21 protein-coding genes are annotated in these 25,070 nt (G+C 60.4%); 10 read left to right on the top strand and 11 right to left on the bottom strand.

Annotation, left to right across the window (positions count from 1 at the left end; genetic code table 11):
- The first annotated feature begins 15 nt into the window (after positions 1-15).
- Entirely contained in the window at positions 16-1,077 is a 1,062-nt protein-coding gene (dinB, locus tag HBN63_RS17840; RefSeq protein WP_170050336.1) for a DNA polymerase IV, read from the top strand.
- Between the two features lie 73 nt (positions 1,078-1,150).
- Here dinB and rhlB read toward each other — a convergent pair whose 3' ends face one another.
- The 5 genes from rhlB to HBN63_RS17815 form a co-directional block, all read right to left on the bottom strand.
- Positions 1,151-2,593, bottom strand: coding sequence for an ATP-dependent RNA helicase RhlB (gene rhlB, locus HBN63_RS17835; protein ID WP_345940496.1), 1,443 nt, complete (start codon positions 2,591-2,593; stop codon positions 1,151-1,153).
- Between the two features lie 104 nt (positions 2,594-2,697).
- Complete coding sequence (locus HBN63_RS17830; RefSeq protein ID WP_170050334.1) at positions 2,698-3,861, bottom strand: dipeptidase; 1,164 nt, start codon at positions 3,859-3,861, stop codon at positions 2,698-2,700.
- Between the two features lie 120 nt (positions 3,862-3,981).
- On the bottom strand, positions 3,982-4,920 hold the full coding sequence (locus HBN63_RS17825; RefSeq protein WP_170050333.1) for a GGDEF domain-containing protein: 939 nt from the start codon (positions 4,918-4,920) through the stop codon (positions 3,982-3,984).
- A 194-nt stretch (positions 4,921-5,114) separates the two neighbouring features.
- Entirely contained in the window at positions 5,115-7,016 is a 1,902-nt protein-coding gene (locus tag HBN63_RS17820) for an acyl-CoA synthetase (RefSeq protein WP_170050332.1), read from the bottom strand.
- A 22-nt stretch (positions 7,017-7,038) separates the two neighbouring features.
- Positions 7,039-7,698, bottom strand: a complete 660-nt coding sequence (locus HBN63_RS17815; RefSeq protein ID WP_170050331.1) for an alpha/beta hydrolase — start codon at positions 7,696-7,698, stop codon at positions 7,039-7,041.
- 478 nt (positions 7,699-8,176) lie between these two features.
- Between HBN63_RS17815 and HBN63_RS17810 the strand changes: the two genes are divergently transcribed.
- The 4 genes from HBN63_RS17810 to HBN63_RS17795 all read left to right on the top strand — a co-directional run bounded on the left by HBN63_RS17810 (position 8,177) and on the right by HBN63_RS17795 (position 12,369).
- Entirely contained in the window at positions 8,177-9,205 is a 1,029-nt protein-coding gene (locus tag HBN63_RS17810; RefSeq protein ID WP_090252487.1) for an amino acid ABC transporter substrate-binding protein, read from the top strand.
- A 101-nt stretch (positions 9,206-9,306) separates the two neighbouring features.
- Positions 9,307-10,491 carry an amino acid ABC transporter permease gene (locus tag HBN63_RS17805; protein ID WP_160087623.1) on the top strand — a complete coding sequence of 395 codons (1,185 nt, stop codon included), beginning with the start codon at positions 9,307-9,309 and terminating at the stop codon, positions 10,489-10,491.
- Positions 10,492-10,500: 9 nt separating this feature from the next.
- Positions 10,501-11,598, top strand: a complete 1,098-nt coding sequence (locus HBN63_RS17800) for an amino acid ABC transporter permease (protein ID WP_090252492.1) — start codon at positions 10,501-10,503, stop codon at positions 11,596-11,598.
- Between the two features lie 9 nt (positions 11,599-11,607).
- Positions 11,608-12,369, top strand: a complete 762-nt coding sequence (locus HBN63_RS17795; RefSeq protein ID WP_160087619.1) for an amino acid ABC transporter ATP-binding protein — start codon at positions 11,608-11,610, stop codon at positions 12,367-12,369.
- A 187-nt stretch (positions 12,370-12,556) separates the two neighbouring features.
- Here HBN63_RS17795 and HBN63_RS17790 read toward each other — a convergent pair whose 3' ends face one another.
- The 3 genes from HBN63_RS17790 to HBN63_RS17780 form a co-directional block, all read right to left on the bottom strand.
- Complete coding sequence (locus tag HBN63_RS17790) at positions 12,557-12,961, bottom strand: META domain-containing protein (protein ID WP_170050330.1); 405 nt, start codon at positions 12,959-12,961, stop codon at positions 12,557-12,559.
- Complete coding sequence (locus tag HBN63_RS17785; RefSeq protein ID WP_170050329.1) at positions 12,958-13,398, bottom strand: hypothetical protein; 441 nt, start codon at positions 13,396-13,398, stop codon at positions 12,958-12,960. Before HBN63_RS17785 ends, HBN63_RS17790 begins: the two co-directional genes overlap by 4 nt.
- Positions 13,399-13,461: 63 nt before the next feature.
- The gene (locus tag HBN63_RS17780; protein WP_170050328.1) at positions 13,462-16,212 is read right to left on the bottom strand and encodes an ATP-binding protein; all 2,751 of its coding nucleotides are present in this window, start codon (positions 16,210-16,212) and stop codon (positions 13,462-13,464) included.
- A gap of 149 nt (positions 16,213-16,361) precedes the next feature.
- Between HBN63_RS17780 and cysM the strand changes: the two genes are divergently transcribed.
- The 5 genes from cysM to HBN63_RS17755 all read left to right on the top strand — a co-directional run bounded on the left by cysM (position 16,362) and on the right by HBN63_RS17755 (position 22,466).
- Positions 16,362-17,273: a cysteine synthase CysM gene (gene cysM / locus HBN63_RS17775; protein WP_170050327.1), complete on the top strand. Its 912-nt coding sequence runs from the start codon at positions 16,362-16,364 to the stop codon at positions 17,271-17,273.
- Positions 17,273-18,625 (top strand): 23S rRNA (uracil(1939)-C(5))-methyltransferase RlmD, encoded by a 1,353-nt coding sequence (gene rlmD, locus HBN63_RS17770; RefSeq protein ID WP_170050326.1) that lies wholly within the window; start codon positions 17,273-17,275, stop codon positions 18,623-18,625. Before cysM ends, rlmD begins: the two co-directional genes overlap by 1 nt.
- Before the next feature lie 129 nt (positions 18,626-18,754).
- Entirely contained in the window at positions 18,755-20,998 is a 2,244-nt protein-coding gene (gene relA / locus HBN63_RS17765; protein ID WP_170050325.1) for a GTP diphosphokinase, read from the top strand.
- A 27-nt stretch (positions 20,999-21,025) separates the two neighbouring features.
- The gene (gene mazG / locus HBN63_RS17760) at positions 21,026-21,856 is read left to right on the top strand and encodes a nucleoside triphosphate pyrophosphohydrolase (protein ID WP_170050324.1); all 831 of its coding nucleotides are present in this window, start codon (positions 21,026-21,028) and stop codon (positions 21,854-21,856) included.
- Between the two features lie 70 nt (positions 21,857-21,926).
- The gene (locus HBN63_RS17755; RefSeq protein ID WP_090252530.1) at positions 21,927-22,466 is read left to right on the top strand and encodes a DUF2058 domain-containing protein; all 540 of its coding nucleotides are present in this window, start codon (positions 21,927-21,929) and stop codon (positions 22,464-22,466) included.
- A gap of 77 nt (positions 22,467-22,543) precedes the next feature.
- Here HBN63_RS17755 and HBN63_RS17750 read toward each other — a convergent pair whose 3' ends face one another.
- From HBN63_RS17750 to purM, 3 genes are read right to left on the bottom strand one after another with little or no spacing between them, the layout of a single operon-like run.
- A complete protein-coding gene (locus HBN63_RS17750; protein ID WP_160087587.1) occupies positions 22,544-23,260 on the bottom strand; it encodes a DUF3108 domain-containing protein in 717 nt (238 codons plus the stop codon).
- A 13-nt stretch (positions 23,261-23,273) separates the two neighbouring features.
- Positions 23,274-23,924 carry a phosphoribosylglycinamide formyltransferase gene (gene purN / locus HBN63_RS17745; protein WP_170050323.1) on the bottom strand — a complete coding sequence of 217 codons (651 nt, stop codon included), beginning with the start codon at positions 23,922-23,924 and terminating at the stop codon, positions 23,274-23,276.
- Positions 23,924-24,982 carry a phosphoribosylformylglycinamidine cyclo-ligase gene (gene purM, locus HBN63_RS17740; protein WP_170050322.1) on the bottom strand — a complete coding sequence of 353 codons (1,059 nt, stop codon included), beginning with the start codon at positions 24,980-24,982 and terminating at the stop codon, positions 23,924-23,926. Before purM ends, purN begins: the two co-directional genes overlap by 1 nt.
- Positions 24,983-25,070 lie beyond the last annotated feature (88 nt).

Below are 25,070 nucleotides of genomic sequence, written 5' to 3'. Positions count from 1 at the left end.
GCTGGTGGCTTGGCGATGAACAGCCGCAAGATCATCCACGTGGACTGTGATTGCTTTTACGCCGCAATCGAGATGCGGGATGACCCGAACTTGGCGAGCAAGCCCTTGGCGGTCGGCGGCTCGGCAGATCGGCGCGGGGTGATTGCAACCTGCAACTACGAAGCACGCAGTTATGGCGTGCGATCAGCGATGGCGTCTGGGCAAGCGCTCAAGTTGTGTCCGGATTTGGTCATCGTTAAACCGCGAATGGACGCCTACAAGGCCGTGTCGCGGGAGATTCAGGCGATTTTTCGCGATTACACCGAGTTGATCGAGCCCTTGTCGCTGGATGAGGCCTACCTGGATGTTACCGACAGCCCGCACTTTGCTGGCAGCGCCACGCGCATCGCTCAGGATATTCGCAGGCGGGTTTCCCAGGAACTGCATATCACCGTTTCTGCGGGTGTGGCGCCGAACAAGTTTCTGGCCAAGATCGCCAGCGACTGGAAGAAACCTAACGGCCTGTTTGTGATTACCCCAGATCAGATTGAGGACTTTGTCGCCGCCTTACCGGTGAGCAAGCTGCATGGCGTGGGCAAAGTCACGGCCGACAAGCTTGGGCGCTTGGGCATTCGTACCTGCAGCGACCTGCGCGAGTGGAACAAGCTGGCGTTGGTCAAGGAATTTGGCAGTTTTGGCGAGCGCTTGTGGGGCCTGGCGCGCGGGATTGATGAGCGAGTTGTGCATAACGACAGCCGGCGTCAGTCGGTCAGCGTGGAAAATACCTTTGATAAGGATTTGCCAGATTTAGCCGCCTGTCTTGAGCAGTTGCCGGCGTTGCTGGAGCAGTTGGCCACGAGGATGGCGCGGTTGGATGCGAGTTACCGGCCGGATAAACCCTTCGTCAAAATCAAGTTTCACGATTTCAGCCAAACCACCTTGGAGCAGGGCGGAGCGCGGCGGGATCTGGAGAGTTATTCGCGGTTGATGAGCACGGCCTTTGCGCGGGGCAATAAAGCGGTGCGCCTGCTCGGCGTGGGTGTGCGGTTGCATGACCTGCGCGGCAGGCACGAGCAGTTGGAGTTGTTTGCACCCTGAGAGCTGATGATCCGGTCTGCACGTATAAAAAAGGCGAAGCCGCAGGGCTTCGCCTTTTTTAGTTGCGCATGTATCAGTGCTTGCGCGGTACCGGCTTGAGCAGCTCGTCTGGCGGCATTTCGCAGGCAATCTTGCGGCCTAGCAGGGCTTCGATGGCAGGCAAGGCGTAGGCGTCGTCTTCGCCAGCAAAGCTAATCGAGGTGCCGCTGGTGCCGGCGCGGCCGGTACGACCGATGCGGTGCACGTAATCGTCCGGGGTTTCCGGCAGGGTGAAGTTGATCACGTGGCTGATCGCGTCAACGTGGATGCCGCGACCGGCCACGTCGGTGGCGACCATCACGCGGATCTTGCCTTCGCGGAAGCCTTCCAGGGCGCGGATGCGCTTGTGTTGCGGCACATCGCCGGACATCTGTACGGCGCTGATGCCGTCGCGGGTCAGGCGTTCTTCGATACGCCGCACTTCATCCTTGCGGTTGGCGAAGACCATTACGCGAATCCAGTCGTTCTGGGTAATTAGGTTGTACAGCAGCTTGTACTTGTCGCTGCCAGCCACGGCATAAACGTGCTGTTCAACGGTGTCGCTGGCGACGTTTTCCGGTTCGATCTCGACGATCGCCGGATCAGTGGTCCACTGCTTGGCCAGGTTCATCACATCTTCGGTGAAGGTCGCGGAGAACAGCAGGGTCTGGCGTTCGCCCTTCATCGGGGTCTGGCGGATGATCTGGCGAACCTGCGGGATAAAGCCCATGTCGAGCATACGGTCGGCTTCGTCGAGCACCATTACCTCGACCATATCCAGGTGCACTTCGCCGCGCTGGTTGAAGTCGAGCAAACGGCCCGGGGTGGCCACCAGAATGTCGCAGAAGCGCGATTCAAGCAGCTTGAGCTGTTTGTCGAAGTCCATACCGCCGACAAAGCTCATCACATTGAGGCCGGTGTATTTGGTCAGGTCGGCGGCGTCCTTGGCGATCTGCACCACCAGTTCGCGGGTCGGCGCGATGATCAGCGCGCGCGGCTCGCCCATATAGCGCTCTTTCGGCGGTGGGGTTTGCAGCAGTTGGGTGATGATTGAGATCAGGAAGGCGGCGGTTTTGCCCGTGCCGGTCTGGGCGCGGCCGATGGCGTCGCGACCACTGAGGGTGTAACCCAGCACCTGCGCCTGGATAGGTGTGCAGTAGGGGAAGCCAAGATCATGAATCGCATGCATCAGCTCGGGAGAGAGCTTGAAGTCATGAAAACGGGTTTTGCCCTCAGCCGGTGCGACGGTGAAGTCTTCCAGTTTCCAGGTGTCGACGGGTTTTGCCGGGCGCTCGCGGCGCGATTTCGCCGGTTTTTCCTTGCTCTGTAACGGCTTTTCAGCAGCTTCAGGGGAGCGCGGTGAAGCGCTACGGCTGGATTTTTCAGCGTTGGCGTCAGGCTGGACGCGCGGTGCGCTGGGCGTTACAGGTGACGGAGTTGCTGGGCTGGGCTGCTCGCCCTCGGCTTTGCCGAATATTTTCTTGAGTGCTTTGAGCACGGTCATCTCATCAATTGGTTAAGGAGTGAACGGCCGCCAGTGTAAAGCAAGAAGCCGGCGCGGCGAAGTGCCGCGCCGGATGGCGACTATTGGCTGGTTTTTACTCAATTTTCGGGAAGGCTGGCAAGCAGCACGCGCTGAACATTGCCGCCCATGATGGCGGTAATGTCCGCGTGGCTGAAACCCGCCTTGAGCAGGCCTTCGGTCAGTTGCGGCAGGCCGGTGACGTCAAACGGCGCATGAATGGTGCCGTTGAAATCCGAGCCGAGGGCCACATGCTGCACGCCAATCAAGCCGGCGGTGTAGCGCATTGCCTTGACGATAGCCTCGACCGACGTGGCGCAGACGGCTGCATCCCAGTAACCGATACCGATGACCCCACCCGTGGCAGCGATGGCTTTCAGGTGTTTGTCGCTGAGGTTGCGGGTGCCTTTGCACGTACCTTCAACGCCGGTGTGGGAAACCAGCACCGGGCGGGTGGCGATGGCCAGTACATCATCGATCAGCGGACGCGAAGCATGAGCCAGGTCGATGAGCATGGCTTTTTCTTCCAGGCGCTTGATCACCTGCCGTCCCAGCGGGGTCAGGCCGCCTTTTTCCAGGCCGTGTGCCGAGCCGCCTACTTCATTGTCGAAAAAGTGGGTCAGGCCGGTAATACGAAAGCCGGCGTCATAGAGTGTGTCGACGTTTTCCAGCTTGCCTTCAATTGGCTGCAGGCCTTCGGTTGCGAGAATACCAGCGACACGCTGCGGGTCTTTTTGCCAGGCGCTTACAAAGTTGACGAGGTCGCTGCGGGTTTTGATCAGTACCAGGCGGCCGTCGCTGTTGGCGCTGGCCTCATCGAGCTTGTGCGCTTGGTAGAGCGCGCGTTGCAGCAAGCTGCTCCAGGTTGCTTTGGGCCAGCGCTGAGCCATGGCCAGCAGGGTGATGTTGTCAGTGTCACCGCTGTTACGCTCATAGTTGATACCGCGCGGTGTCTTGGTCACGGTGGAGAACACCTGCAGGCCAACGCGGCCCTCGAGCATGCGCGGCAGGTCGGAGTGGCCAAAGTCGTAGCGCTTGAGCAGGTCGCGCTCCCACAGCAGCACGTCGTCATGCAGGTCGGCGATAAACAGTTGTTGATGCAGCTGGTTGGCCGGCTCGCTGGCGGGATAGGGGGCGGGGGATTCGACGCTGTTCATCTTGCGGTCAAGCAAGGAGGGCAGGGCAAACACGCTGCCCGCAGCGATCAACAGGAGTATCAGCAGGGTGATCAGAATTTTGCGCATAGTAATGTGCCATCCGGGCGTTGTTGTTATGCGCAGCACTCTAGCAAGAGTGGGTCAGAAATGTGATGGGTGGCTAGTGGGCCGTTTGGGGAGCGTAAACGCGCAGCAGATCGCAAAGGGCTAACCGCAGAGGCAGTCGCGACCTTGCTGTTTGGCCTGATACAGCGCGCTGTCAGCGCGGGCGATTACGCCTTGCAGGCTGTCTTTGGGCTGCATCTGCGCCAGGCCAATGGATACGGTCACCCCCGGCAGTACGCCAATCGGGGAGTGAAATGAGCTGATGGCTCGCAGCGCCTGGCGCAGGCGCTCACCGATGCTTCGGGCTTCATCGGTACCGATTTCCGGCAGCAGGATGACGAACTCTTCACCGCCGTAGCGGGTCAAGCTATCCTTAGGGCGCAGCTGGTTGCGCAGGGTGTGCGCAGCCAGGCACAGGGCGTAGTCGCCCGCGAGGTGGCCATGCTGGTCGTTGTAGGCTTTGAAGTGGTCGACATCGAGCATCAGCATGCACAGTGGTTTGCCATTGAAGGCGCTGCGGGTGCTTTCTCGTTCGAAGATATGTTCCAGCCAGCGACGGTTATAGGCGCCGGTCAGGGCATCAATATTGGCGGTCTGTTCGCTGTCGAGGATGAGCCGGTTGCCTTTGCGCACACGGTCGCAGAGCAGTTCGAGCAAATTCTGCATCAGTGCTGGTGATTGTTGGAACAGGTTGTACAAGGATTCGCGGTGCAGGCGCAGCACGCAGCAGGGCTCCGTCGCCACCACATAGGCGGAGGGGTGTTCGTTATCGATAAAGCTGATTTCGCCTGCACAGTCGCCGGCTTTGAGGGTGCTGACAGCCTGGCTATCAAGCGAGCCAAGGTAGACCTTGAGTTGGCCCTTGAGCAGCAGGTACAGGTACTGGTTGCGGTTGAAGGGGGATAACAACACTTCCCCTGCATCCAGGTCGCAGGCGCGAAATTCTTTAAGCAGCTGATTAATGCCGCTGGCGGCGACGTTATTGAACAGTCGCAAGTGGCGAATTTGCTGCAGATCAGCCTGCCATTTAGCGTTTTTCATTGGGGCGGCAGGTGTGGCTGTAGGCTACGAATAGTGGGCATCGCTAACGCTCCCTGCATTAAGGGCGAACACCATGCCTGAACATATTCCGCTGCCTCTGGCCTGACAATCCTTGTCAGGCGCACGGGCGACCAGCGGTATTGAAGTTGAATGGTTTATCACAATTCTGGCGTGTTCCTTGCGCCAGTGATTGTTTACTCGGTGAGGTGCAGTTCTATCGCAACGGCAAAACCCGCCAGTCGTTGGCTCACTGCATCGGCCAGTGCGGCCTGGTCGGCGGGTATATAGATGTGGGCAATCTGTCCGCGTTTGTCGTCACTCAATACCTCCACGCGCAGACGGGCATCTATTTCTGCCAGTGCCGACTGATAAACGCGGGCAATCGCATCGAAGCGCAGCGCCGGTTTGAAGGTTTTACCCACCGCGGTCAGCGGTATGGTGTCAATGATCCAGGCATCCTTGGGGATCGCCGCGCGTTCGTGAATGTGTTCGGCTGCATGGGCCAACAGTTCGGCTTCGCTGACCTCAGCGCCGGGTTTGAGTTGCACGTAGACCACCGGCAGTTCGCCGGCCTTTTCGTCAGGCTTTCCGACCGCTGCAGCCATGGCCACGGCGGGGTGTTTGTGCAGCGCTTCTTCAATCATCTGTGGGTCGATATTGTGGCCGCCACGGATGATCAGATCCTTGCTGCGTCCGGTCAGCCAGATGTAGCCATCAGCATCCACACGGCCGAGGTCGCCGGTGTTGAACCAGTCGCCGTCGACCCAGATGCCGGCGTTCTTACTGCTTTGCAGGTAACCCTTGAATATTGTGGCGCCACGGATGCACAGGTTGCCGATTTCATTGCGATTGGCCTCTCTTAGGTAGTAGCCCTGTTCGTCGAGCACTTTGATGCTCACCTCACAATAGGGCATCGGCAGGCCGATGGAACCGGGGCGACGCTCGCCAGCAGGTGGGTTGGCGCAGCTGCCGCAGGTGCCTTCGGTCAGGCCGTAGCCTTCGATCAGGGTTAGCCCAGTTTTGCTTTCGAACTGGCGAATCAGCTCAACGGGCATCGGTGCCGCGCCGCACAGGGCGTATTTCAGCGAGCTGAGGTCATGGCCTTCGCTCGGCACATGCAGCAGGCCGGCGTAGATGGTTGGTACGCCGCTAAAGAAGCTGACGTTATGGCGTTCGATGATCGTCCAGAAATTGCTGATCAGGTTGGCGTTGCGGTACCCCTGCGGCGTTGCCAGCAGCACTTCGGCGCCGCCGATAAAAGCAGTCAGACCTGTAACAATCACCCCGTTGACGTGAAACAGCGGCAGGCCGCAAAGGGTGACATCGCCCGGCTCAAAGCGGGTGACCAAGTTCATGCTGAATGCCATGGCCACTTCGTTGCCATGGCTGTGCGGCGCGAGCTTCGGCGTACCAGTGGTGCCGCCGGTGTGGAAGTAGCTGGCAATGTCGTCTGGCGCGATTACGCGGCCGCTTTCCAGGTGGTCGTCTGGGCAGGCCGCGATCAGCTCATCAAAGTCCAGTACGCCGTCTGGCAGCGGCCCGCGTTGCGCTTTGATCGCACTGCGCTGCGGCTCCGGCAGCAGATTGGCCATGTCCACACAGATAATCGCCTTGAGCGCAGGCAGTTGCTCGCGCAGGCCTTCGACCTTCGCCCACAGGTCGGTGCCGGGGAAGGGCGCCAGGGTCACCAGCAGCTCGGAGTCCGATGCCTGGATCAGCTCGGCGATATGTTCCGGGTCGAGCAGCGGGTTTATTGCATTGACGATCCCTGCCGCTTCGCCGCCCCAGATGGTGAAGTGGGTGTGCGGCAGGTTGGGCAACAGAAACGACACCGCCTTGCCCGGACGTAAGCCCAGCCGGTGGAAGGCGTTGGCGGTCTGGGTGATCTTGCCCAGCAGCTGCCTGTAACTGAGGCGGTAAGCCGCCTCGTTTGCCGTGCCCTGGAGGATGAACGAGAGCGCCGGTGCATCTGCTTGCTGCGCAGCACTGCGGCAGATCAGCTCATACGTGCTGGCCGGCAGGTCGCGTTCGGCCAGCGGTGTTTGCTCGATCAGCTGGATATCACGCAGGGTCTTGATCGCAGGTATGGCAGGCATAGGTGGTCTCGCTCGCAGGCAGTCAACTGGTAAACCGTTGCTCCAGCCAGTCGGCGATGTCGCGGATTTCCTCATTCACCACTTCGTGGCCCATCGGGTAATCACGCCATTGCACGCTGACGCCGGATGCAATCAGGTAGTCATGGGCTGCACGGCCCATGGCCGGCAGTACGATGTCGTCGAATGTGCCATGCAAACACAGGACCGGCAGTTGTCTTTTTGTATCTGCCAGGACCACCTCGTCGCTGAATGTAGGGGCGTAGGTTGACAGTGCAATTACGCCACCGAGCGCAAACTGCCAGCGTAGGAGGGCAGTGTGCAGCACCACCGCGCCGCCCTGAGAGAAGCCAGCGAGGACGATGCGGGCCGGGTCGATACCGCTGTCACGCTGTGCTTCGATTAGTTCGATCACCTGTTGCGCCGAGGCTTCCAGCTGTTCGCGGTTAATCGCGCGGGCCGGGCTCATGGCCAGGATGTCGTACCAGCTGGGCATGGCGTAGCCGCCGTTGATGGTTACCGCCTGAGTCGGCGCTTGCGGCAACACGAAGCGGGTGCTGTGCAGGCGCTTCTGCAGCATCTCGGCCACCGGCATAAAGTCATAACGGTCGGCCCCCAGGCCGTGCAACCAAATGACGCACGCATCGGCGGCAAGTGTGGGCTGAAGAATCAAGGGTTCACTCATTTGAGGCTCCGCTGTGGTGCATGTGCGCTGATTTAGTGCGCGGGAAAATTTAGGGGGTGGCGATTCTAGAAAGAAGTTGTCGCCAGGGTGCAAGTTTTGCTCTTGACCTGTCCGTATGGTGCTCAAAGCGCGGCGCTGGTACGGGCCTTGCTATACCCCATAGGGACTGATGACGTGGCCGGGCCGTGGTAACACTGCCACCAAACCGGGCACGGAGCAGACTGAAATGCCGTTAACGGCGCTTCACAGGTTCGCCAGGTGCTGCATGCTGTGCGACAAGTCACTTGCTATCTGTCTCTAGCCCATTCAAATAATGGGCGGGTGAGAGTTTATGGCCGCTGGAGCAATCGGCAACTAAACTCGCGCTAAGGTTTGATCCCCGGTTGAGTGTGTTGCTGCCGACACAGTCAACGAGCCTCATAAGGGTACGGTGGTAGAACCGAGACTCCAAACACAACAAAAGCAACTGGAGGTTTTAATGAAGATGGTGAAATCCACATTGGCAGTACTGACCACCGCCGCTGTTCTCGGTGTCAGCAGTTTTGCTCAAGCAGGCGCTACTCTGGACGCGATCCAGAAGAAAGGTTTCGTACAGTGCGGTATCAGCGATGGTCTGCCTGGCTTCTCCTACGCCGATGAGAAGGGTAACTACCTGGGTCTCGACGTTGACGTATGCCGCGCAGTTGCTGCTGCGGTATTTGGTGACGCGACTAAGGTCAAGTACAGCCCGCTGACCGCCAAAGAGCGCTTCACCGCGCTGCAGTCCGGCGAAGTCGACATCCTCTCGCGTAACACCACCTGGACCAGCTCGCGTGATTCGGGCCTGGGTCTGAACTTTGCCGGCGTTAACTACTACGACGGTCAAGGCTTCCTGGTTAACAAGAAACTTGGCGTTTCCAGCGCTAAAGAACTCGATGGCGCAACTGTCTGCATCCAGGCAGGTACCACCACCGAGCTGAACCTCTCCGACTACTTCCGTGCCAATGGCCTGAAGTACACCCCGATCACTTACGACACCTCCGACGAGAGCGCCAAATCGGTTGAAGCTGGTCGTTGCGACGTGCTGACGTCCGACCAGTCGCAGCTGTACGCACAGCGCATCAAGCTGGCTGACCCGGATTCCTACGTGGTACTGCCGGAAGTGATCTCGAAAGAGCCACTGGGCCCCGTCGTACGCCAGGGTGACGAAGAGTGGTTCGACATCGTGCGCTGGTCGCTCTACGCGATGGTCAACGCTGAAGAGCTGGGTGTGACTTCGGCCAACGTCGAAGAGCAAGCCAAATCCACCAAGAACCCCGACGTAGCACGTCTGCTCGGTGCTGAAGGTGAGTTCGGTAAAGATCTGAAACTGCCGAAAGACTGGGCTGTACAGATCGTCAAGCAAGTGGGCAACTACGGCGAAAGCTTCGAGCGCAACGTCGGTACCGGCAGCGAGCTGAAGATCGAACGTGGCCTCAACGCCCTGTGGAACAAAGGTGGTCTGCAGTACGCACCGCCGGTGCGCTGACCGTCCGCTGCCAGTCACTCGTCCTGAGTGGCTGGCATTGTTCTGATTGATGTGAACCTCATGCCCGCTAATGCGGGCATGAGGGTTCCAAGAGGGCTCCTATGCAAACCACTGCAAATGTCCCGCGCCCCGGTGGATCGGTTTGGACCGACCCCAAGGCGCGTGCTTGGCTATTTCAAATTCTTGCCGTTATCGCCGTTGTGGCGCTCGGCTGGTTTCTGTTTGACAACACCCAGACCAACCTGGAAAAACGCGGGATTACGTCCGGGTTTTCCTTTCTCAATAACAGCGCCGGTTTCGGTATTGCCCAGCACCTGATCGACTACGACGAAAGCAACTCCTATGGGCGTGTTTTCGTGGTGGGCCTGCTCAACACCCTGTTGGTGTCGGTGATTGGTATTGTTCTGGCGACGCTGTTGGGTTTTTTGCTGGGTGTGGCACGTCTGTCGCCGAACTGGTTGATCAGCAAGCTGGCCACGGTATACATCGAGACGTTCCGTAATATCCCGCCGTTGCTGCAAATCTTCTTCTGGTACTTCGCTGTCATGCTCTCCCTGCCAGGACCGCGGCAGAGCATGGGCGTTGGTGAAGCGTTCTTCCTCAACAGCCGCGGCCTGTATATGCCAGCCCCAAGCCCGACCGACAGCTTTGGCTTGTTTGCCGGTGCGGTGATTGTGGCGATCATTGGTGTGGTGCTGCTGGCGCGCTGGTCGAAGGCGCGCTTTGAGGCCACTGGCCAGCTGTTTCCGGTGTCGCTGGGGGCAATACCGCTGCTGATCGGCCTGCCGGGTCTGGCGATTTTGCTGGGCGGCAACCCGTTGCAGTGGAGTGTGCCGGAGCTGACGGGCTTCAACTTCCGTGGCGGCTGGGTACTCATCCCTGAGCTGATGGCCTTGACCCTGGCGTTGACCATCTACACCGCAGCCTTTATCGCCGAGAACGTGCGTTCAGGGATCATGGCCGTCAACCACGGGCAGACCGAAGCGGCTCGCTCTCTGGGCCTGCCAGCGGGCAAGACGCTGCGCTTGGTGATTATTCCGCAGGCACTGCGGGTGATCATTCCGCCGTTGACCAGCCAATACCTCAATTTGGCGAAAAACTCCTCACTGGCAGCCGGTATCGGTTATCCGGACATGGTCTCGCTGTTCGCCGGCACGGTACTCAATCAGACCGGGCAAGCGATCGAGGTGATCGCCATCACCATGAGTGTGTACCTGGCAATCAGTATCAGCATTTCCATGCTGATGAACTGGTACAACAAGCGCATTGCGCTGATCGAGCGGTAAGGAGCAGCCATGCAAACTCATACGTTCAAACCTGATCTACCGCCACCCGCGCTGAGCGTTGGTGTGGTGGGTTGGCTGCGCGCCAACCTGTTCTCCAGCTGGTTCAACACCCTGCTGACATTGTTTGCAGCCTATTTGGTCTGGCTGATGCTGCCACCGCTGATTCAGTGGGCGTTTATTGATGCGGACTGGACCGGTACCACCCGTGCCGACTGCACCAGTGGCGGCGCGTGCTGGGTGTTTGTGCAGCAGCGTTTCGGCCAGTTTATGTACGGTTTCTACCCAAGTGAGCTGCGCTGGCGTGTTGACCTGACCCTGTGGTTAGCGGTCATCGGTGCTGCACCGCTGTTCGTGCCGCAAATGCCGCGCAAGGCCATGTATGGCCTGGCTTTCCTGGTGGTTTATCCGCTGCTGGCCTTCTGGTTGCTGCACGGTGGTTTCTTCGGTCTGTCGACTGTGTCCACCAGCCAGTGGGGCGGTCTGATGCTCACGTTGGTGATTGCCGCTGTGGGTATTGCCGGCGCTTTGCCGCTGGGCATTCTGCTGGCGCTGGGACGGCGTTCGGATATGCCGGCGATCCGCGTGATCTGCGTGACCTTTATCGAGTTCTGGCGCGGTGTGCCGTTGATCACCGTGCTGTTTATGTCCTCGGTCATGTTGCCGCTGTTCCTGCCCGAGGGTCTGAGCTTCGACAAGCTGATGCGTGCGTTGATCGGGGTGATTCTGTTCCAGTCGGCCTATATCGCCGAAGTGGTGCGCGGTGGTCTGCAGGCAATTCCCAAAGGTCAGTACGAGGCCGCTGCGGCCATGGGCCTGGGCTATTGGCGGATGATGGGTCTGGTGATTCTGCCGCAAGCCCTGAAGCTGGTTATTCCCGGCATCGTCAACACCTTTATTGCGCTGTTCAAGGACACCAGCCTGGTGATCATCATCGGCCTGTTCGACCTGCTCAACAGCATCAAGCAAGCCACCACCGATCCGGCTTGGCTGGGCATGGCCACTGAAGGCTATGTGTTCGCCGCGCTGATTTTCTGGATTTTCTGTTTTGGTATGTCCCGCTACTCCCAGCATCTGGAGCGCAAGCTGGACACCGGCCACAAGCGTTAGGAGTGAGTTATGAGTGAAGCCAACAAGCAACCCAGCGCCGAGCCGATGATCCTGCTGCAGGGCGTGAACAAGTGGTACGGCCAGTTCCATGTGCTCAAGGACATCAACCTGAGCGTGCAGCCGGGCGAGCGTATCGTGTTGTGCGGGCCTTCGGGCTCGGGCAAATCGACCACCATCCGCTGCATCAATCGGCTGGAAGAACACCAGCAAGGTCGCATCGTGGTTGATGGCACCGAGCTGACCCACGACCTCAAGCACATCGAAGCGGTGCGCCGCGAAGTCGGCATGGTGTTCCAGCACTTCAACCTGTTCCCGCATCTGACCGTGCTACAGAACTGCACCCTGGCGCCGATGTGGGTACGCAAGATGCCCAAGCGTCAGGCGGAAGAGATTGCCATGCACTTTCTTGAGCGCGTGCGCATTCCGGAGCAGGCCCACAAGTACCCAGGACAACTTTCTGGCGGCCAGCAGCAGCGTGTGGCGATTGCCCGTGCGCTGTGCATGAAGCCCAAGATCATGCTGTTCGACGAGCCGACCTCGGCCCTCGATCCGGAAATGGTCAAGGAAGTGCTGGATACCATGATCGGCCTGGCCGAAGACGGTATGACCATGCTCTGCGTAACCCACGAAATGGGCTTCGCCCGCACCGTGGCGAACCGGGTGATCTTTATGGACAAGGGTGAGATCGTGGAGCAGAACGAGCCCAACGCCTTCTTCACCAATCCGCAGAACGAACGCACCAAACTGTTCCTCAGCCAGATCATTCACTGAGTTTCAGCCGCAACAAAAAAAGGGAGCCTTCGGGCTCCCTTTTTTGTTGCGCATGGTTTGTGCGCGTAGAGTCTGTTTCGGATCTAGCTAGCTAGAGCAAAACAAGGCGCTACGTTAGTAACAGTCTGTAGCTGTTACTGCATTGCTACCCAGTTTGGCCGACGCGCAGCTGATCCGAGACGGGCTCTTATTTGCTCTCAGGCCATAGGCGCAATGGCTTGCCTTCGGCGGGCCACAGTCGCAGCTGCTCGGTGGCGGAAAAATCCCAGCGCTCTACTGTGCTCAGGCTAGCGAGAAAGCGCGCTTCCTGCTCCATCAAGGCTGGGGCGCACATCTTGCGGGTGCTGCCGGGGGCGCTGAAGCTCAGCGTTTCGCCCTCCAGGGTGTAGCTGGCAAACCAGTGGTTGCAGCCGGCGTTGCCATAGGCGCGGCCGTCGTCACCGAGGGTGATGGTCAGGTGGCTGCGGTCGATCAGTGGGCGCTCGCCGATCCATTCCACCTGGTAGCTGTGCTCGGTTTCCAGCTGCGGTGCGGATGTGGCACAGCCCACGAGGCCGGCAGCCAGCAGGCTGATAGTCAGTACGCGTTTCATATAGCCTCCTTGTTGATGCATTTCGGGCACAGGTGCTTGGCATTTTTCGACAGCCAGCCCAGTTCCTTGATGCGCGCTTCGGCGGCAGGTGCCTGGGCCTTTTTGCCGAGGGCGGCGTCGACGGCGAACTCGAAGTCCAGCTGAGCATTGCAGCTGTCGCAGTAGGCCTGCCAATTGAAGATCGCCAACTCCTTGAAGGCCGGGCCGGTGGCCACGGCGACCCACTGGCCACGCGGGTTGATCAGATGACGAACCTTGTCGGCCTGCAGGCGCATCGACAATTCGCGGCTACCTTTGAGGGTCACCAGCAAGGTGTCGCCGCTCTGGATCGAGCCGCCATTACCGGTGACCTGGTAACGGCCCGGTGCCAAAGCACGGCATTCAATCAGGGTGTGTTCGGGGTTGAGCAGGTTGTAGCGAAAATCGTGTTCAGCCATGGAGCCTCCAAATAGGCGCAAATGCTACCACGCAGCCGCTATTGGCTGCGTTGGCCTGCTGCTTCAGGCGTTGACTTCAGCTTCGCGGGCCAGCCGGTCGATGGCGGCATCCAGCTCATCCAGGGCGTGCTGGGCGGCCGGATCATTCTGTTTCAGCAGGGTTTCGCTGCGCTGGCAGGCGGCACGTAGCTGCGGTACGCCGCAGTAACGGGTAGCGCCGTGCAGGCGGTGTACGCGTTCGATCAGGCTGTTGCGCTCGCCACTGTCGCGCGCCTGACGAATGGCCTGGCGGTCGCCGGGCAGGCCGGCGAGCAGCATGCTCAGCATATCGGCGGCCAGGTCCGCCTTGCCGGCAGCCAGGCGCAGGCCTTCATCGGCATCCAACACGCTGAGGTTGTTATGCGTGGCGCTGATGCCTGTGTGCTCATTGCTCTGGTTGCGCAGGGCCAGGCCGGTCCATTTGAGTACCACCTGGGCCAGTTGACGCTCGCTGATCGGCTTGGTCAGGTAGTCGTCCAGGCCGCTTTGCAGCAGGGCGCGTTTCTCGTTGGCCAGGGCGTGGGCGGTCAGCGCAACAATCGGCACCGGACTCCGGCCGCGTTGGCTTTCCTGTTGGCGAATGGCTTCGGTGGCCTGGCGGCCGTCCATGCCGGGCATCTGTACATCCATAAAGATCAGGTCGAATGGCTGCTCGGCAGCTCTCTCCACGGCTTCATAGCCGCTGTTGGCGATGCTGACTTGCGCGCCCATGTCGTCCAGCAGGGTTTGTACCAGCAGCAGGTTGGCTGGGTTATCGTCGACGCAGAGAATCAACGGCGGGCGACTCGGTGCGCTCTGCTTGTTTTCTGCTCGGTTCTGCCGTGGGCTCACCAGCTCAGCCAGGCCGCGCTGCAGCTTGCGCGTACAGGCCGGCTTGGCCTGCAGTTGGCTGTACGCATCCGGCAACAGGCTGTGATAGAGCGACTGTTCGGTGGTGGGGCACAGCAGCAGGGTCTTGCAGGCCAGGCGTTCGAGCTCCCAGATGCGTTGATCGAGGCGCTCCGGAGGCAAGGTTTGGGTGCTGACGCCGAGTACCGCCAGTTCAATTGGCTGGGCGCTATGTCGCGCCTCGGCCACGGCGCTGAGCAGGCTGTCGAGGTTGTCGAAGCCGCTGACCTGCAGGCCGCAGTCTTCTAGTTGATGCTGCAGAGCCTGGCGCGCCAGGTCGTGGTGTTCCAGGGCGGCAGCGCGGCGGCCGAGCAGCGGTGGCCGCGGCAGGTCTTCGGCATCGTCGCGGGCCTTGGGCAGGCTCAGGGTGATCCAGAATTCAGAGCCTTCTTCGGGCGTGCTGTCGACGCCGATCTCGCCGCCCATCTGTTCGATCAGACGCTTGGAAATCACCAGGCCCAGGCCGGTGCCGCCGGCCTGGCGGCTGAGCGAATTGTCAGCCTGGCTGAAGGCCTGGAACAGTTCGCGCAGGTCTTCATCGGACAGGCCAATGCCGGTGTCCTGCACGCTGATGCGCAGCTGCGCGCGGTCGGCGCTTTCGTCTTCGAGCATGGCGCGAATCACGATAGTGCCGGCGCGGGTGAATTTGATCGCGTTGCTTACCAGGTTGGTCAGCACCTGCTTGAGTCGCAGCGGGTCGCCGATCAGCGACAGCGGCGTGTCGCGGTAGACCAGGCTGAGCAGCTCCAGCTGTTTGGCGTGGGCGGCGGGGGCGAGGATGGTCAGGGTGTCCTGCAACAGATCGCGCAGGTTGAACGGAATATTTTCCAACACCAGCTTGCCGGCTTCGATCTTCGAGAAATCGAGAATCTCGTTGATGATCGCCAGCAGGCTGTCGGCGGATTTTTCGATGGTGCTCAAGTAATCCTGCTGACGTGGGGTTAGTTCGCTTTTCTGCAGCAGGTTGGTGAAACCGAGGATGCCGTTGAGCGGAGTACGGATCTCGTGGCTCATATTGGCGAGGAATTCGGACTTGATTCGACTGGCCTCCAGGGCTTCTTTGCGCGCCAGGTCGAGTTCGATGTTCTGGATTTCGATCGTTTCCAGGTTCTGCCGCACGTCTTCGGTGGCCTGGTCGACGCTGTGTTGCAATTCTTCCTGGGCGTTCTGCAGCGACTCGGCCATGCGGTTGATGCCAGAGGCCAGTTCGTCCAGCTCATGGCTGCCGAGTGGCGGCAGGCGGGTTTCCAGGTGGCCGTCTTTGAGCTGGGCGACGCTCTGTTTGATCTGCCGCAGCGGGTCGTTGATCGTGCGGCTCATGCGCACGGCGAGCAGGGCGGTGACCATCAGCCCGGTGGCAATCAGCAGCAGGCTGGCCAGCAGGCTGCGGTAGCCGCTGAGCAGGGTGCTGTGGTGGGACAGCTCCAGCTCGACCCAGCCGAGCAGCCGGGTGTCAGGCTCCCCTGTGGTTTTGCCGGTGATGCTCAGGTGCTGCTGATACACCGGCAACAGAAAGCGCGTGGCGTTCTGGTTGCTGTTCTGCGCGGGTTGCGGCTCGCCAGCTGCCGGCGAGGGATTAAGCATGCTCGGCCCGGCATGGGCCAGGGTGTTGCGTTCGGCGGCGAGAAAACTCACGGCACGCACATCCGGTTGATCGAGTGCCTGGTTGGCAATGCGCTGCAGCACGTCGCTGTCGCCGGCATGCAGCGCTGGTGCGGCCAATGGCGCGAGCTGCTCGATGATCATCTGTCCGCGCTGCAGCAGTTGTCCCTGCAGGCCGGACAATTGCACCCAGGTGAAATAGCCGCCCAACACCAGCGCTAACAGGCTGGTGGGCAGCAGGGTGAGCATGAGCACACGACCTTTAATGCCTAAATCCTTTAACACGCGCTGCCTCCTGTGTTGACCTATGCAGTTTAGCGGCTGAGCCTGTTCTTATGGCAAATGCTGTTGCTCACATTGGCTCTGTTATATGGCCGGGCGAGGTTTGCCGTTATCATGGCGGCCTTCTTTGCTTCTGGATCATCTCGTTCGCCATGAGCCCGCATTACCCAACCATCGCCGATTGCGTCGGCAACACCCCGCTGGTGCGTTTGCAGCGCCTGCCGGGTAACACCAGCAACACCTTGCTGTTGAAGCTGGAAGGCAACAACCCGGCGGGTTCGGTGAAGGACCGTCCGGCGTTGTCGATGATCATTCGCGCCGAGCAGCGCGGCGACATCCAGCCCGGTGATGTGTTGATCGAAGCCACTAGCGGCAACACCGGCATCGCCCTGGCCATGGCCGCGGCGATCAAGGGTTACCGCATGGTGCTGATCATGCCGGACAACTCCACCGCCGAACGCAAGGCGGCGATGACTGCCTACGGCGCGCAGCTGATTCTGGTCGGCGGTATGGAAGAGGCCCGCGACCTGGCCCTGCAGATGCAGGCTGATGGCAAGGGCAAAGTGCTCGATCAGTTCGCCAACGGCGACAACCCGATTGCCCACTACACCAGCACCGGCCCGGAAATCTGGCAGCAGACGGGCGGGCAGATCACCCATTTCGTCAGCTCGATGGGCACCACCGGCACCATCATGGGCGTCTCGCGTTTCCTGAAAGAGCAGAAACCGGACGTGCAGATCGTCGGTCTGCAGCCGATGGAAGGCGCGGCGATTCCCGGTATCCGCCGTTGGCCGCAAGAGTATCTACCGAAGATTTATCAGGCCGAGCGGGTGGACCGCATTATCGACATGGGCCAGCAGGAAGCCGAAGACGTGATGCGCCGCCTGGCGCGTGAGGAAGGCATCTTCTGCGGCGTGTCGTCCGGTGGTTCGGTGGCGGCGATGCTGCGCCTGTCCCTGGAAGTCGAGAACGCGGTGATGGTGGCGATCATCTGCGACCGGGGCGACCGTTATCTGTCCAGTGGCATTTACGACGCCCCGAACACTGATGGCAAGAGCAACTGATGGCCAAGAAAGACGGCGGTCTGCGCTTTCAACCCAGCGGTGGTTCTCGTGCACCGCAGGTGCCGGTGGGCAAGAAGCAGAAGCTCACCATCGAGCGCCTGACCAACGATGGTCGTGGCATCGCTTTCAGCGAAGGGCGTACCTGGTTTGTCAGCGGCGCACTGGCCAGCGAGCAGATTGAAGCGCGGGTGCTGGGTGCCCACGGCAAGGTAGTCGAGGCGCGGGTTGAGCGCATTCTCACCGCCAGTGCTGATCGGCGTAGCGAGGCTTGCGTGCATGCCAAGGTCTGTGGCGGCTGCAGCTTGCAGCATATGCCCCATGCCGATCAGCTTGCCCTGAAACAGCGCATGCTCGCCGAGCAACTCAGCCGCTTGGCCAATCTTGAGCCGCAAGAGTGGGCTGCGCCATTGGTCGGCCCTGAGCTGGGCTATCGCCGCCGCGCACGGATTGCCGTGCGCTGGGACAACAAGGCCAAACGCCTGGATGTGGGTTTTCGCGCAGCGGCGAGCCAGGACATTATCGCCATCAGCGATTGCCCGGTGCTGGTACAACCTTTGCAGCCGATCCTGCGCGCGTTACCCCAGGTGCTGCGTGAGTTGGATAAACCTCAGGCCATTGGTCATGTCGAGTTGTTCAGCGGCAGCTCCAGTGCTGTGCTGATAAGGCATACCGCTGTATTGAGCGAAGCGGACCTGGCCCGTTTGCAGGCGTTCTGCATGGCGCAGAATGCGCAGCTCTGGTTGCACGGTACGGACGAGCCGCAGCCGTTTGATCCAGCGCAGCAGCTTAGTTATCGCTTGGATGCGTTTGCTCTCGACCTGGCGTATCGGCCCGGTGACTTTGTGCAGGTCAACCAGCCGGTGAATGACGCCATGGTCGCGCAGGCGCTGGATTGGTTGGCGCCGCAGGCCGATGAGCGGGTGCTGGATCTGTTCTGCGGTCTGGGCAATTTCGCCTTGCCATTGGCTCAGCGAGTGCGTGAACTGGTTGCGGTGGAGGGCGTGCAAGCGATGGTCGAGCGCGCCGCCGAGAATGCCGTGAGCAATGGTCTGGGCAATGCGCACTTTTTCCAGGCCGACCTGTCCAACCCGCTGGTCGATGCGAGCTGGGCTCAGGGCGGTTTCGCCGCGGTGCTATTGGACCCGCCGCGGGATGGCGCGTTGCAGGTGGTCAAGCAAATGACGGCGTTGGGCGTCAAACGGGTGCTGTATGTGTCGTGCAACCCGACGACCCTGGCCCGTGACAGCGCCGAGTTACTGGCGCAAGGCTATCGGCTGGAACGTGCAGGTATCCTCGATATGTTTCCGCAAACCGCGCACGTCGAAGCGATGGCGCTGTTTGTCAGGCAGTAGATAGAAGCGCCGTATCCCGGCGCTGCAGGGGCGCGCAGGGAGTGCGCCTTAAGTGGTTAAACCGACCGGCTCATAGAAGGCGGCGACTGTTCGGTGTGCATGCCGCGCACCGTAGGGAAGGTAAGCAAGATGGTTCAGGTCAGAGCGCATCAGCCGATCAACGATGACGGCAGCATCAACCTTGAAGCCTGGCTCGGGCATGTGCTGAGCGTCGATCCGGCACTGGATCGCGAAGCCCTGCGCGAGGCCTGCGAGTTCGCCCGTGAGGTTGAGCAGCAGGCCAATGCCGCGAAGAATCTGTGGACTGAGGGCGCGTCGAGTTTTCGCTCCGGTCTGGAAATCGCCGAAATTCTCGCCGACCTCAAGCTCGATCAGGACTCCCTGGTCGCAGCCGTAATCTACCGCTGCGTGCGCGAAGGCAAGGTGCCCTTGGCGCTGGTGCATCAGCGTTTCGGCCCGGTGGTGGCCAAACTGGTCGAGGGCGTGCTGCGCATGGCGGCAATCAGCGCATCCTTGAACCCGCGTGATTCCCTGGTGCTCGGCTCCCAAGCGCAGGTGGAAAACCTGCGCAAGATGCTTGTGGCCATGGTCGATGACGTGCGCGTGGCGCTGATCAAACTGGCCGAGCGCACCTGCGCGATCCGCGCGGTGAAAGAAGCCGATGATGAGAAACGTCAGCGCGTGGCCCGCGAGGTGTTCGACATCTACGCCCCGTTGGCTCACCGCCTGGGCATCGGCCACATCAAGTGGGAACTGGAAGACCTGTCGTTCCGCTATCTGGAGCCTGAGCAGTACAAGCAGATCGCCAAACTGCTACACGAGCGCCGGCTGGACCGTGAGCATTACATCAATGAAGTGATGGGTCAGTTGCGCGTTGAGCTGGAGGCCACCGGGGTCAAGGCTGACATCAGCGGGCGGGCCAAACACATCTATTCGATCTGGCGCAAAATGCAGCGCAAGGGCCTGCAGTTCAGCCAGATTTACGACGTGCGCGCGGTGCGCGTGCTGGTGCCGGAAGTGCGCGATTGCTACACCGCCCTCGGTATCGTGCACACCCTGTGGCGGCACATTCCCAAGGAGTTCGACGACTACATCGCCAACCCCAAGGAAAATGGCTACCGCTCGCTGCACACCGCTGTGCTCGGCCCGGAAGGTAAGGTGCTGGAAGTACAGATCCGCACCCAGGCCATGCACGAAGAAGCCGAACTGGGCGTGTGCGCGCACTGGCGCTACAAGGGCACCGACGTCAAAGCCAGTTCCAACCATTACGAAGAGAAAATTTCCTGGCTGCGTCAGGTGCTCGAATGGCACGAAGAGCTGGGCGATATCGGCGGTCTGGCCGAACAGCTGCGCGTGGATATTGAACCGGACAGGGTTTATGTATTCACTCCCGACGGTCACGCCATCGACCTGCCCAAGGGCGCCACGCCGCTGGATTTTGCCTATCGCGTGCACACCGAGATCGGCCACAACTGCCGTGGCGCGAAGATCAACGGCCGGATCGTGCCGCTCAACTACAGCCTGCAGACCGGCGAGCAGGTGGAAATCATCACCAGCAAGCACGGCACGCCGAGCCGCGACTGGCTGAACTCTAACCTCGGTTACGTCACCACCAGCCGGGCGCGAGCCAAGATCGTCCACTGGTTCAAACTGCAGGACCGCGACCAGAACGTGGCGGCGGGTAAGGTCCAGCTGGAGCGCGAGCTGCAGCGTCTGGCACTGCCGCATGTGGACTTCGAAAAACTGGCCGAGAAGGCCAATATGAAGACCAGCGAGGACCTGTTCGCTTCCCTCGGTGCCGGCGACTTGCGCCTGGCGCAGCTGGTCAACCTGGCGCAGCAGCTAGTCGAGCCGGATCGAGTCAACGAGCAGTTGGAGTTGATTCCACGCAAGGCGCTGGGCTTCAAACCGGGCAAACGCGGCGATATCCAGATTCAGGGCGTCGGCAACCTGCTGACGCAGATGGCGGGTTGCTGCCAGCCGCTGCCGGGCGACCCGATTGTCGGCTATATCACCCAGGGCCGTGGCGTGAGCATCCACCGTCAGGACTGCGCGTCGGTGTTGCAACTGGCCGGTCGTGAGCCGGAGCGGATTATCCAGGTCAACTGGGGCCCGGTGCCGGTGCAGACCTACCCGGTGGAAATCATCATCAAGGCCTACGACCGTTCCGGCCTGCTGCGTGACGTGACCCAGGTGCTGCTCAACGAGAAGCTCAATGTGCTGGCGGTGAATACCCGTTCGAACAAGGACGACAACACCGCGTCCATGTCGATCACCGTGGAGATTCCGGGGCTTGATGCGCTTGGGCGCTTGTTGGGGCGTATTTCGCAGCTGCCGAATATTATCGAAGCGCGCCGCCATCGGGTTTCCTGAGGCGATTACGATCTAACTGGATTTGCCATGTACCAACTCGACGACCTGCTGCACCTGATGGCCCGCCTGCGTGACCCGCTGCATGGTTGCCCGTGGGATCTCAAGCAGAACTACGCGACGATTGTGCCGCACACCATCGAAGAGGCGTACGAGGTGGCCGATGCCATCGAACGCGGTGACTTCGATCATCTGCCGGGTGAGCTGGGCGACCTGCTGTTTCAGGTGGTGTATTACAGCCAGCTGGCGCGCGAAGAAGGGCGCTTCGAGTTTGCCCAGGTGGTTGATGCAATCACCACCAAGCTGATTCGCCGTCATCCCCATGTGTTCCCTGATGGCGATCTGTATGGCGCTGTGGACGTGGCCAAGCTGGAAGAGGCCGCGGTCAAACAACTCTGGGAAGAGATCAAAGCCGAAGAGCGCGCCGAGAAGGCCGCAGCACCGGAGCAACTTTCGTTACTCGACGATGTGCCTGCGGCGCTGCCGTCGCTAAGCCGTGCAATCAAGCTGCAGAAGCGCGCTGCCCAGGTCGGTTTCGATTGGCCCGAGGCCTTGCCGGTGGTCGACAAGGTGCGCGAAGAATTGGATGAAGTGCTCGAAGCCATGAGCGAGAACGACCCTGAGGCGATTAGCGAGGAGATCGGCGATCTGCTGTTTGTGGTCAGCAACCTGGCGCGGCACCTGAAGGTCGATCCGGAAACCGCCCTGCGTGCAGCCAACGCCAAATTCGAGCGGCGTTTTCGTTTTATCGAGCAGGCATTGCGCGAAGCGGGGCGCAACATGGAAGATTGCGCCCTGGATGAATTGGACGCGCTCTGGGGCGAAGCCAAAAAGCTGGAAAAGCGGACCCCGAGTTGTTGATTGTGCGAGTGCGGTCTGCCCGCTGATGGTGGGCACGCCCGCTTTAAATTGATGGTTGGAAAGGTAGGTTATGGCTCTCTCACTACGCGATCAGCTGCTCAAAGCCGGGCTGGTCAATGAAAAGCAGGCCAAGCAGGCCGGCAAGCAGCAGCAGAAACAACAGCGCCTGGTGCATAAAGGTCAGGCCGAGAAGGACGAATCGCAAAAGCTCGCCGCCCAGCAGGCCATGGCTGAGAAAGCCGCACGTGACCAGGAACTGAACCGTCAGCAGCAGGAAAAGATCGAGCAGAAGGCCCGAGCCGCGCAGATCAAGCAGCTGATTGAAGTCTCGCGTCTTCCCAAGCTGACCACCGAGGATTACTACAACTTCGTCGACGACAAGAAGGTCAAGCGTCTGTCGGTCAACACCCTGGTGCGCAACAAACTCAGCAGTGGCTCGCTGGCCATTGTTCGCCACGGCGGCGGCTATGAAGTGATCCCGCGTGAGGCCGCACTGAAAATCCAGGAGCGGGATCCTCAGCGCGTGGTGCTGCTCAACACCCCAACCGAAGCGCCTGATGCCGATGATCCGTACGCGGCCTATCAGGTGCCAGATGATCTGATGTGGTGATAGCACCGAGCATTACCTACAGACACCCACCCACAAAAAAGCCGAGCACTTAGCTCGGCTTTTTTCATCGGACTAACTCAGTCCTGGCGGCCTTCAACGGCTTTGCCGTCGACGGTGCCTTCCTTGAGCATGATCTGGTATTCCTTGCCGTCTTTCTCAACCTGATGCAGGCGTACCAGCAGGAATTCCCAGTCCTTGGCAAACCAGAGGATGGTCTTGCGGCTGCTTTGTGTCGGATCACGCACGCGTTCTACCTTGATGGCGTCGATCAGGCCAGCTTTGGTACGCACGGTTTCTTCACCCAGCACACGGAAATCGTAGGTTTCCACTTCGTCGCCATCGACCACCTGGTAGCTCATGCTCTTGGTGCCGGCGGCCACGTCATATTGCAGGGCCAGTTGGTAGGTCGACTTGTCCAGCAGGCCACGGTTCAGCGGCAGACGCACTGGGGTGTCGCGATCACTGCCGATGACCTGTTTGGCGCTCCAGTCGAAGTCGTGCTCGATCTTCTTGCCCTTGCCCAGGCCGTTGCGTTCATACAGGTAAGTCTGCGGCAGGAATACTTCTTTATCCACGCGCAGAGTGCTTTGTTCTGTCAGGCTGGCGACCAGCATGGAGGCTTCGAAGTTCAGCTTCCATACGCCGTTATCCAGCGCTTCAAGGCTGCGTTCGGCGCTGCCGCTGACGGGCAGTTGCTTCCAGTCGGCGGTGTAGCTGGCGGAGAAGGGTTTCAGCTCGACGGCCAGTGCCGGCAGGCTCAAAAGTGTCAGTGCGAACAGTAAGGCGCGACCCATGGTGTCTCCTTGATTACGTTCGAATTAGCTGTCCAGTGCTCGGTAACAGTTGCTCGTCCAACATCGCCCCCTGCGCGGCCAGCTGCAAACGGCCTTCGGCAAACCAGCGCACGGCCAGCGGGTAAATCACATGTTCTTGCTCGTGTACGCGCTGCGCGAGGCTGCTGGGCGAGTCATCCGACTGTACCGGTACCACTGCCTGTACGACCAGTGGTCCGCCATCGAGTTCCTCGCTGACGAAGTGCACGCTGCAGCCGTGTTTGCTGTCACCCGCTTCCAGCGCCCGCTGATGGGTGTGCAGACCTTTGTATTTCGGCAGCAAGGAAGGGTGGATATTCAGCAGGCGTCCGGTGTAGTGACGAACGAAGCCGGGCGTCAGGATGCGCATAAACCCGGCCAGTACAACAAGTTGCGGATTAAACGCATCAATCGCCTCGACCAGCGCAGCGTCGAAGGCTTCGCGGCCGTCGAACTGCTTGTGGTCGAGCACGGCGGTGGCTATGCCGGCTTGTTTTGCGCGCTCCAGGCCATAGGCATCGGCGCGGTTGGAAATCACCGCGCTGATACGTGCCGGATTGCCGTCATGGGCGATGCTGTCGATCAGCGCCTGCAGGTTGCTGCCGGAGCCGGAGATCAGTACCACCACATTGCACTGTGCTGGCATTAGTGCTGTTTCAGGTTGTTCAATACGACCTGTGCAGCGCCATCGGCTGCTTCACCGATCTGGCCGATCACCCAAGGCTGCTCGCCTGCGGCGGTCAGGGTTTGCAGGGTGACTTCGACCTGATCCTGCGCCACGCAGATGACCATGCCGACGCCGCAGTTGAGTACGCGGTGCATCTCGTGCTCATCCACATTGCCTTTTTCCTGCAGCCAGTCGAAGACCGCCGGGCGCGTCCAGCTGGCCACGTCGACCACGGCTTGCGCGCCTTTTGGCAGTACGCGCGGGATGTTGTCGAGCAGGCCGCCGCCGGTGATGTGGGCCATGGCTTTGACGGCGCCAGTATCTTTGATCAGCTTGAGCAGCGGTTTGACGTAGATGCGGGTCGGCGCCATCAGCAGGTCGGTCAGCGGCTTGCCATCAACTTGAGTGCTTTCGATGTCTGCACCGGAGACTTCGATGATCTTGCGGATCAGCGAGTAGCCGTTGGAGTGCGGACCGGAGGACGGCAGGGCGATCAGCGCGTCACCAGCGGCGACTTTCGAGCCGTCGATGATTTCGGCTTTTTCCACCACACCGACGCAGAAACCGGCCAGGTCGTAGTCTTCGCCTTCGTACATGCCCGGCATTTCAGCAGTTTCACCGCCAACCAGGGAGCAGCCAGCCAGTTCGCAGCCAGCGCCGATGCCGGTTACTACGGTGGCGGCGACATCGACGTTGAGCTTGCCGGTGGCGTAGTAGTCGAGGAAGAACAGCGGCTCGGCGCCACACACCACCAGGTCGTTAACGCACATGGCGACCAGGTCCTGGCCGATGCTGTCGTGCTTGTTCAGGTTCAGTGCCAGGCGCAGCTTGGTGCCGACGCCGTCGGTGCCGGAGACCAGCACCGGTTGCTTGTAGCCCGCCGGGATCTCGCACAGGGCGCCGAAGCCACCCAGCCCACCCATGACTTCCGGACGCGCGGTGCGCTTGGCAACGCCTTTGATGCGTTCGACCAGGGCTTCGCCTGCGTCGATATCTACACCTGCGTCCTTGTAGCTGATGGAGGGTTGCTTGCTCATAGATCCAGGCCTTTAGGGGAAATTCGGATTGGCACCACCGCTTATGGCGGCGGTCTGCGAAGGCGCGCGATTTTATCAGGCTTACCCG

This window comes from Pseudomonas sp. WS 5011 (assembly GCF_012985775.1).
Classification (GTDB): Bacteria; Pseudomonadota; Gammaproteobacteria; order Pseudomonadales; family Pseudomonadaceae; genus Aquipseudomonas; species Aquipseudomonas peli.
This window is presented reverse-complemented; position numbering and strand designations above follow the sequence as displayed.

Coding starts and splice junctions, on each gene's coding strand:
- dinB (WP_170050336.1), top strand. CDS start 16: ATGAACAGCCGCAAGATCATCCACGTGGACTGTGATTGCTTTTACGCC.
- HBN63_RS17830 (WP_170050334.1), bottom strand. CDS start 3,861: ATGCGCAAAATTCTGATCACCCTGCTGATACTCCTGTTGATCGCTGCG.
- HBN63_RS17825 (WP_170050333.1), bottom strand. CDS start 4,920: ATGAAAAACGCTAAATGGCAGGCTGATCTGCAGCAAATTCGCCACTTG.
- HBN63_RS17820 (WP_170050332.1), bottom strand. CDS start 7,016: ATGCCTGCCATACCTGCGATCAAGACCCTGCGTGATATCCAGCTGATC.
- HBN63_RS17815 (WP_170050331.1), bottom strand. CDS start 7,698: ATGAGTGAACCCTTGATTCTTCAGCCCACACTTGCCGCCGATGCGTGC.
- HBN63_RS17810 (WP_090252487.1), top strand. CDS start 8,177: ATGAAGATGGTGAAATCCACATTGGCAGTACTGACCACCGCCGCTGTT.
- HBN63_RS17805 (WP_160087623.1), top strand. CDS start 9,307: ATGCAAACCACTGCAAATGTCCCGCGCCCCGGTGGATCGGTTTGGACC.
- HBN63_RS17800 (WP_090252492.1), top strand. CDS start 10,501: ATGCAAACTCATACGTTCAAACCTGATCTACCGCCACCCGCGCTGAGC.
- HBN63_RS17795 (WP_160087619.1), top strand. CDS start 11,608: ATGAGTGAAGCCAACAAGCAACCCAGCGCCGAGCCGATGATCCTGCTG.
- HBN63_RS17790 (WP_170050330.1), bottom strand. CDS start 12,961: ATGAAACGCGTACTGACTATCAGCCTGCTGGCTGCCGGCCTCGTGGGC.
- HBN63_RS17785 (WP_170050329.1), bottom strand. CDS start 13,398: ATGGCTGAACACGATTTTCGCTACAACCTGCTCAACCCCGAACACACC.
- cysM (WP_170050327.1), top strand. CDS start 16,362: ATGAGCCCGCATTACCCAACCATCGCCGATTGCGTCGGCAACACCCCG.
- rlmD (WP_170050326.1), top strand. CDS start 17,273: ATGGCCAAGAAAGACGGCGGTCTGCGCTTTCAACCCAGCGGTGGTTCT.
- relA (WP_170050325.1), top strand. CDS start 18,755: ATGGTTCAGGTCAGAGCGCATCAGCCGATCAACGATGACGGCAGCATC.
- mazG (WP_170050324.1), top strand. CDS start 21,026: ATGTACCAACTCGACGACCTGCTGCACCTGATGGCCCGCCTGCGTGAC.
- HBN63_RS17755 (WP_090252530.1), top strand. CDS start 21,927: ATGGCTCTCTCACTACGCGATCAGCTGCTCAAAGCCGGGCTGGTCAAT.
- HBN63_RS17750 (WP_160087587.1), bottom strand. CDS start 23,260: ATGGGTCGCGCCTTACTGTTCGCACTGACACTTTTGAGCCTGCCGGCA.
- purN (WP_170050323.1), bottom strand. CDS start 23,924: ATGCCAGCACAGTGCAATGTGGTGGTACTGATCTCCGGCTCCGGCAGC.
- purM (WP_170050322.1), bottom strand. CDS start 24,982: ATGAGCAAGCAACCCTCCATCAGCTACAAGGACGCAGGTGTAGATATC.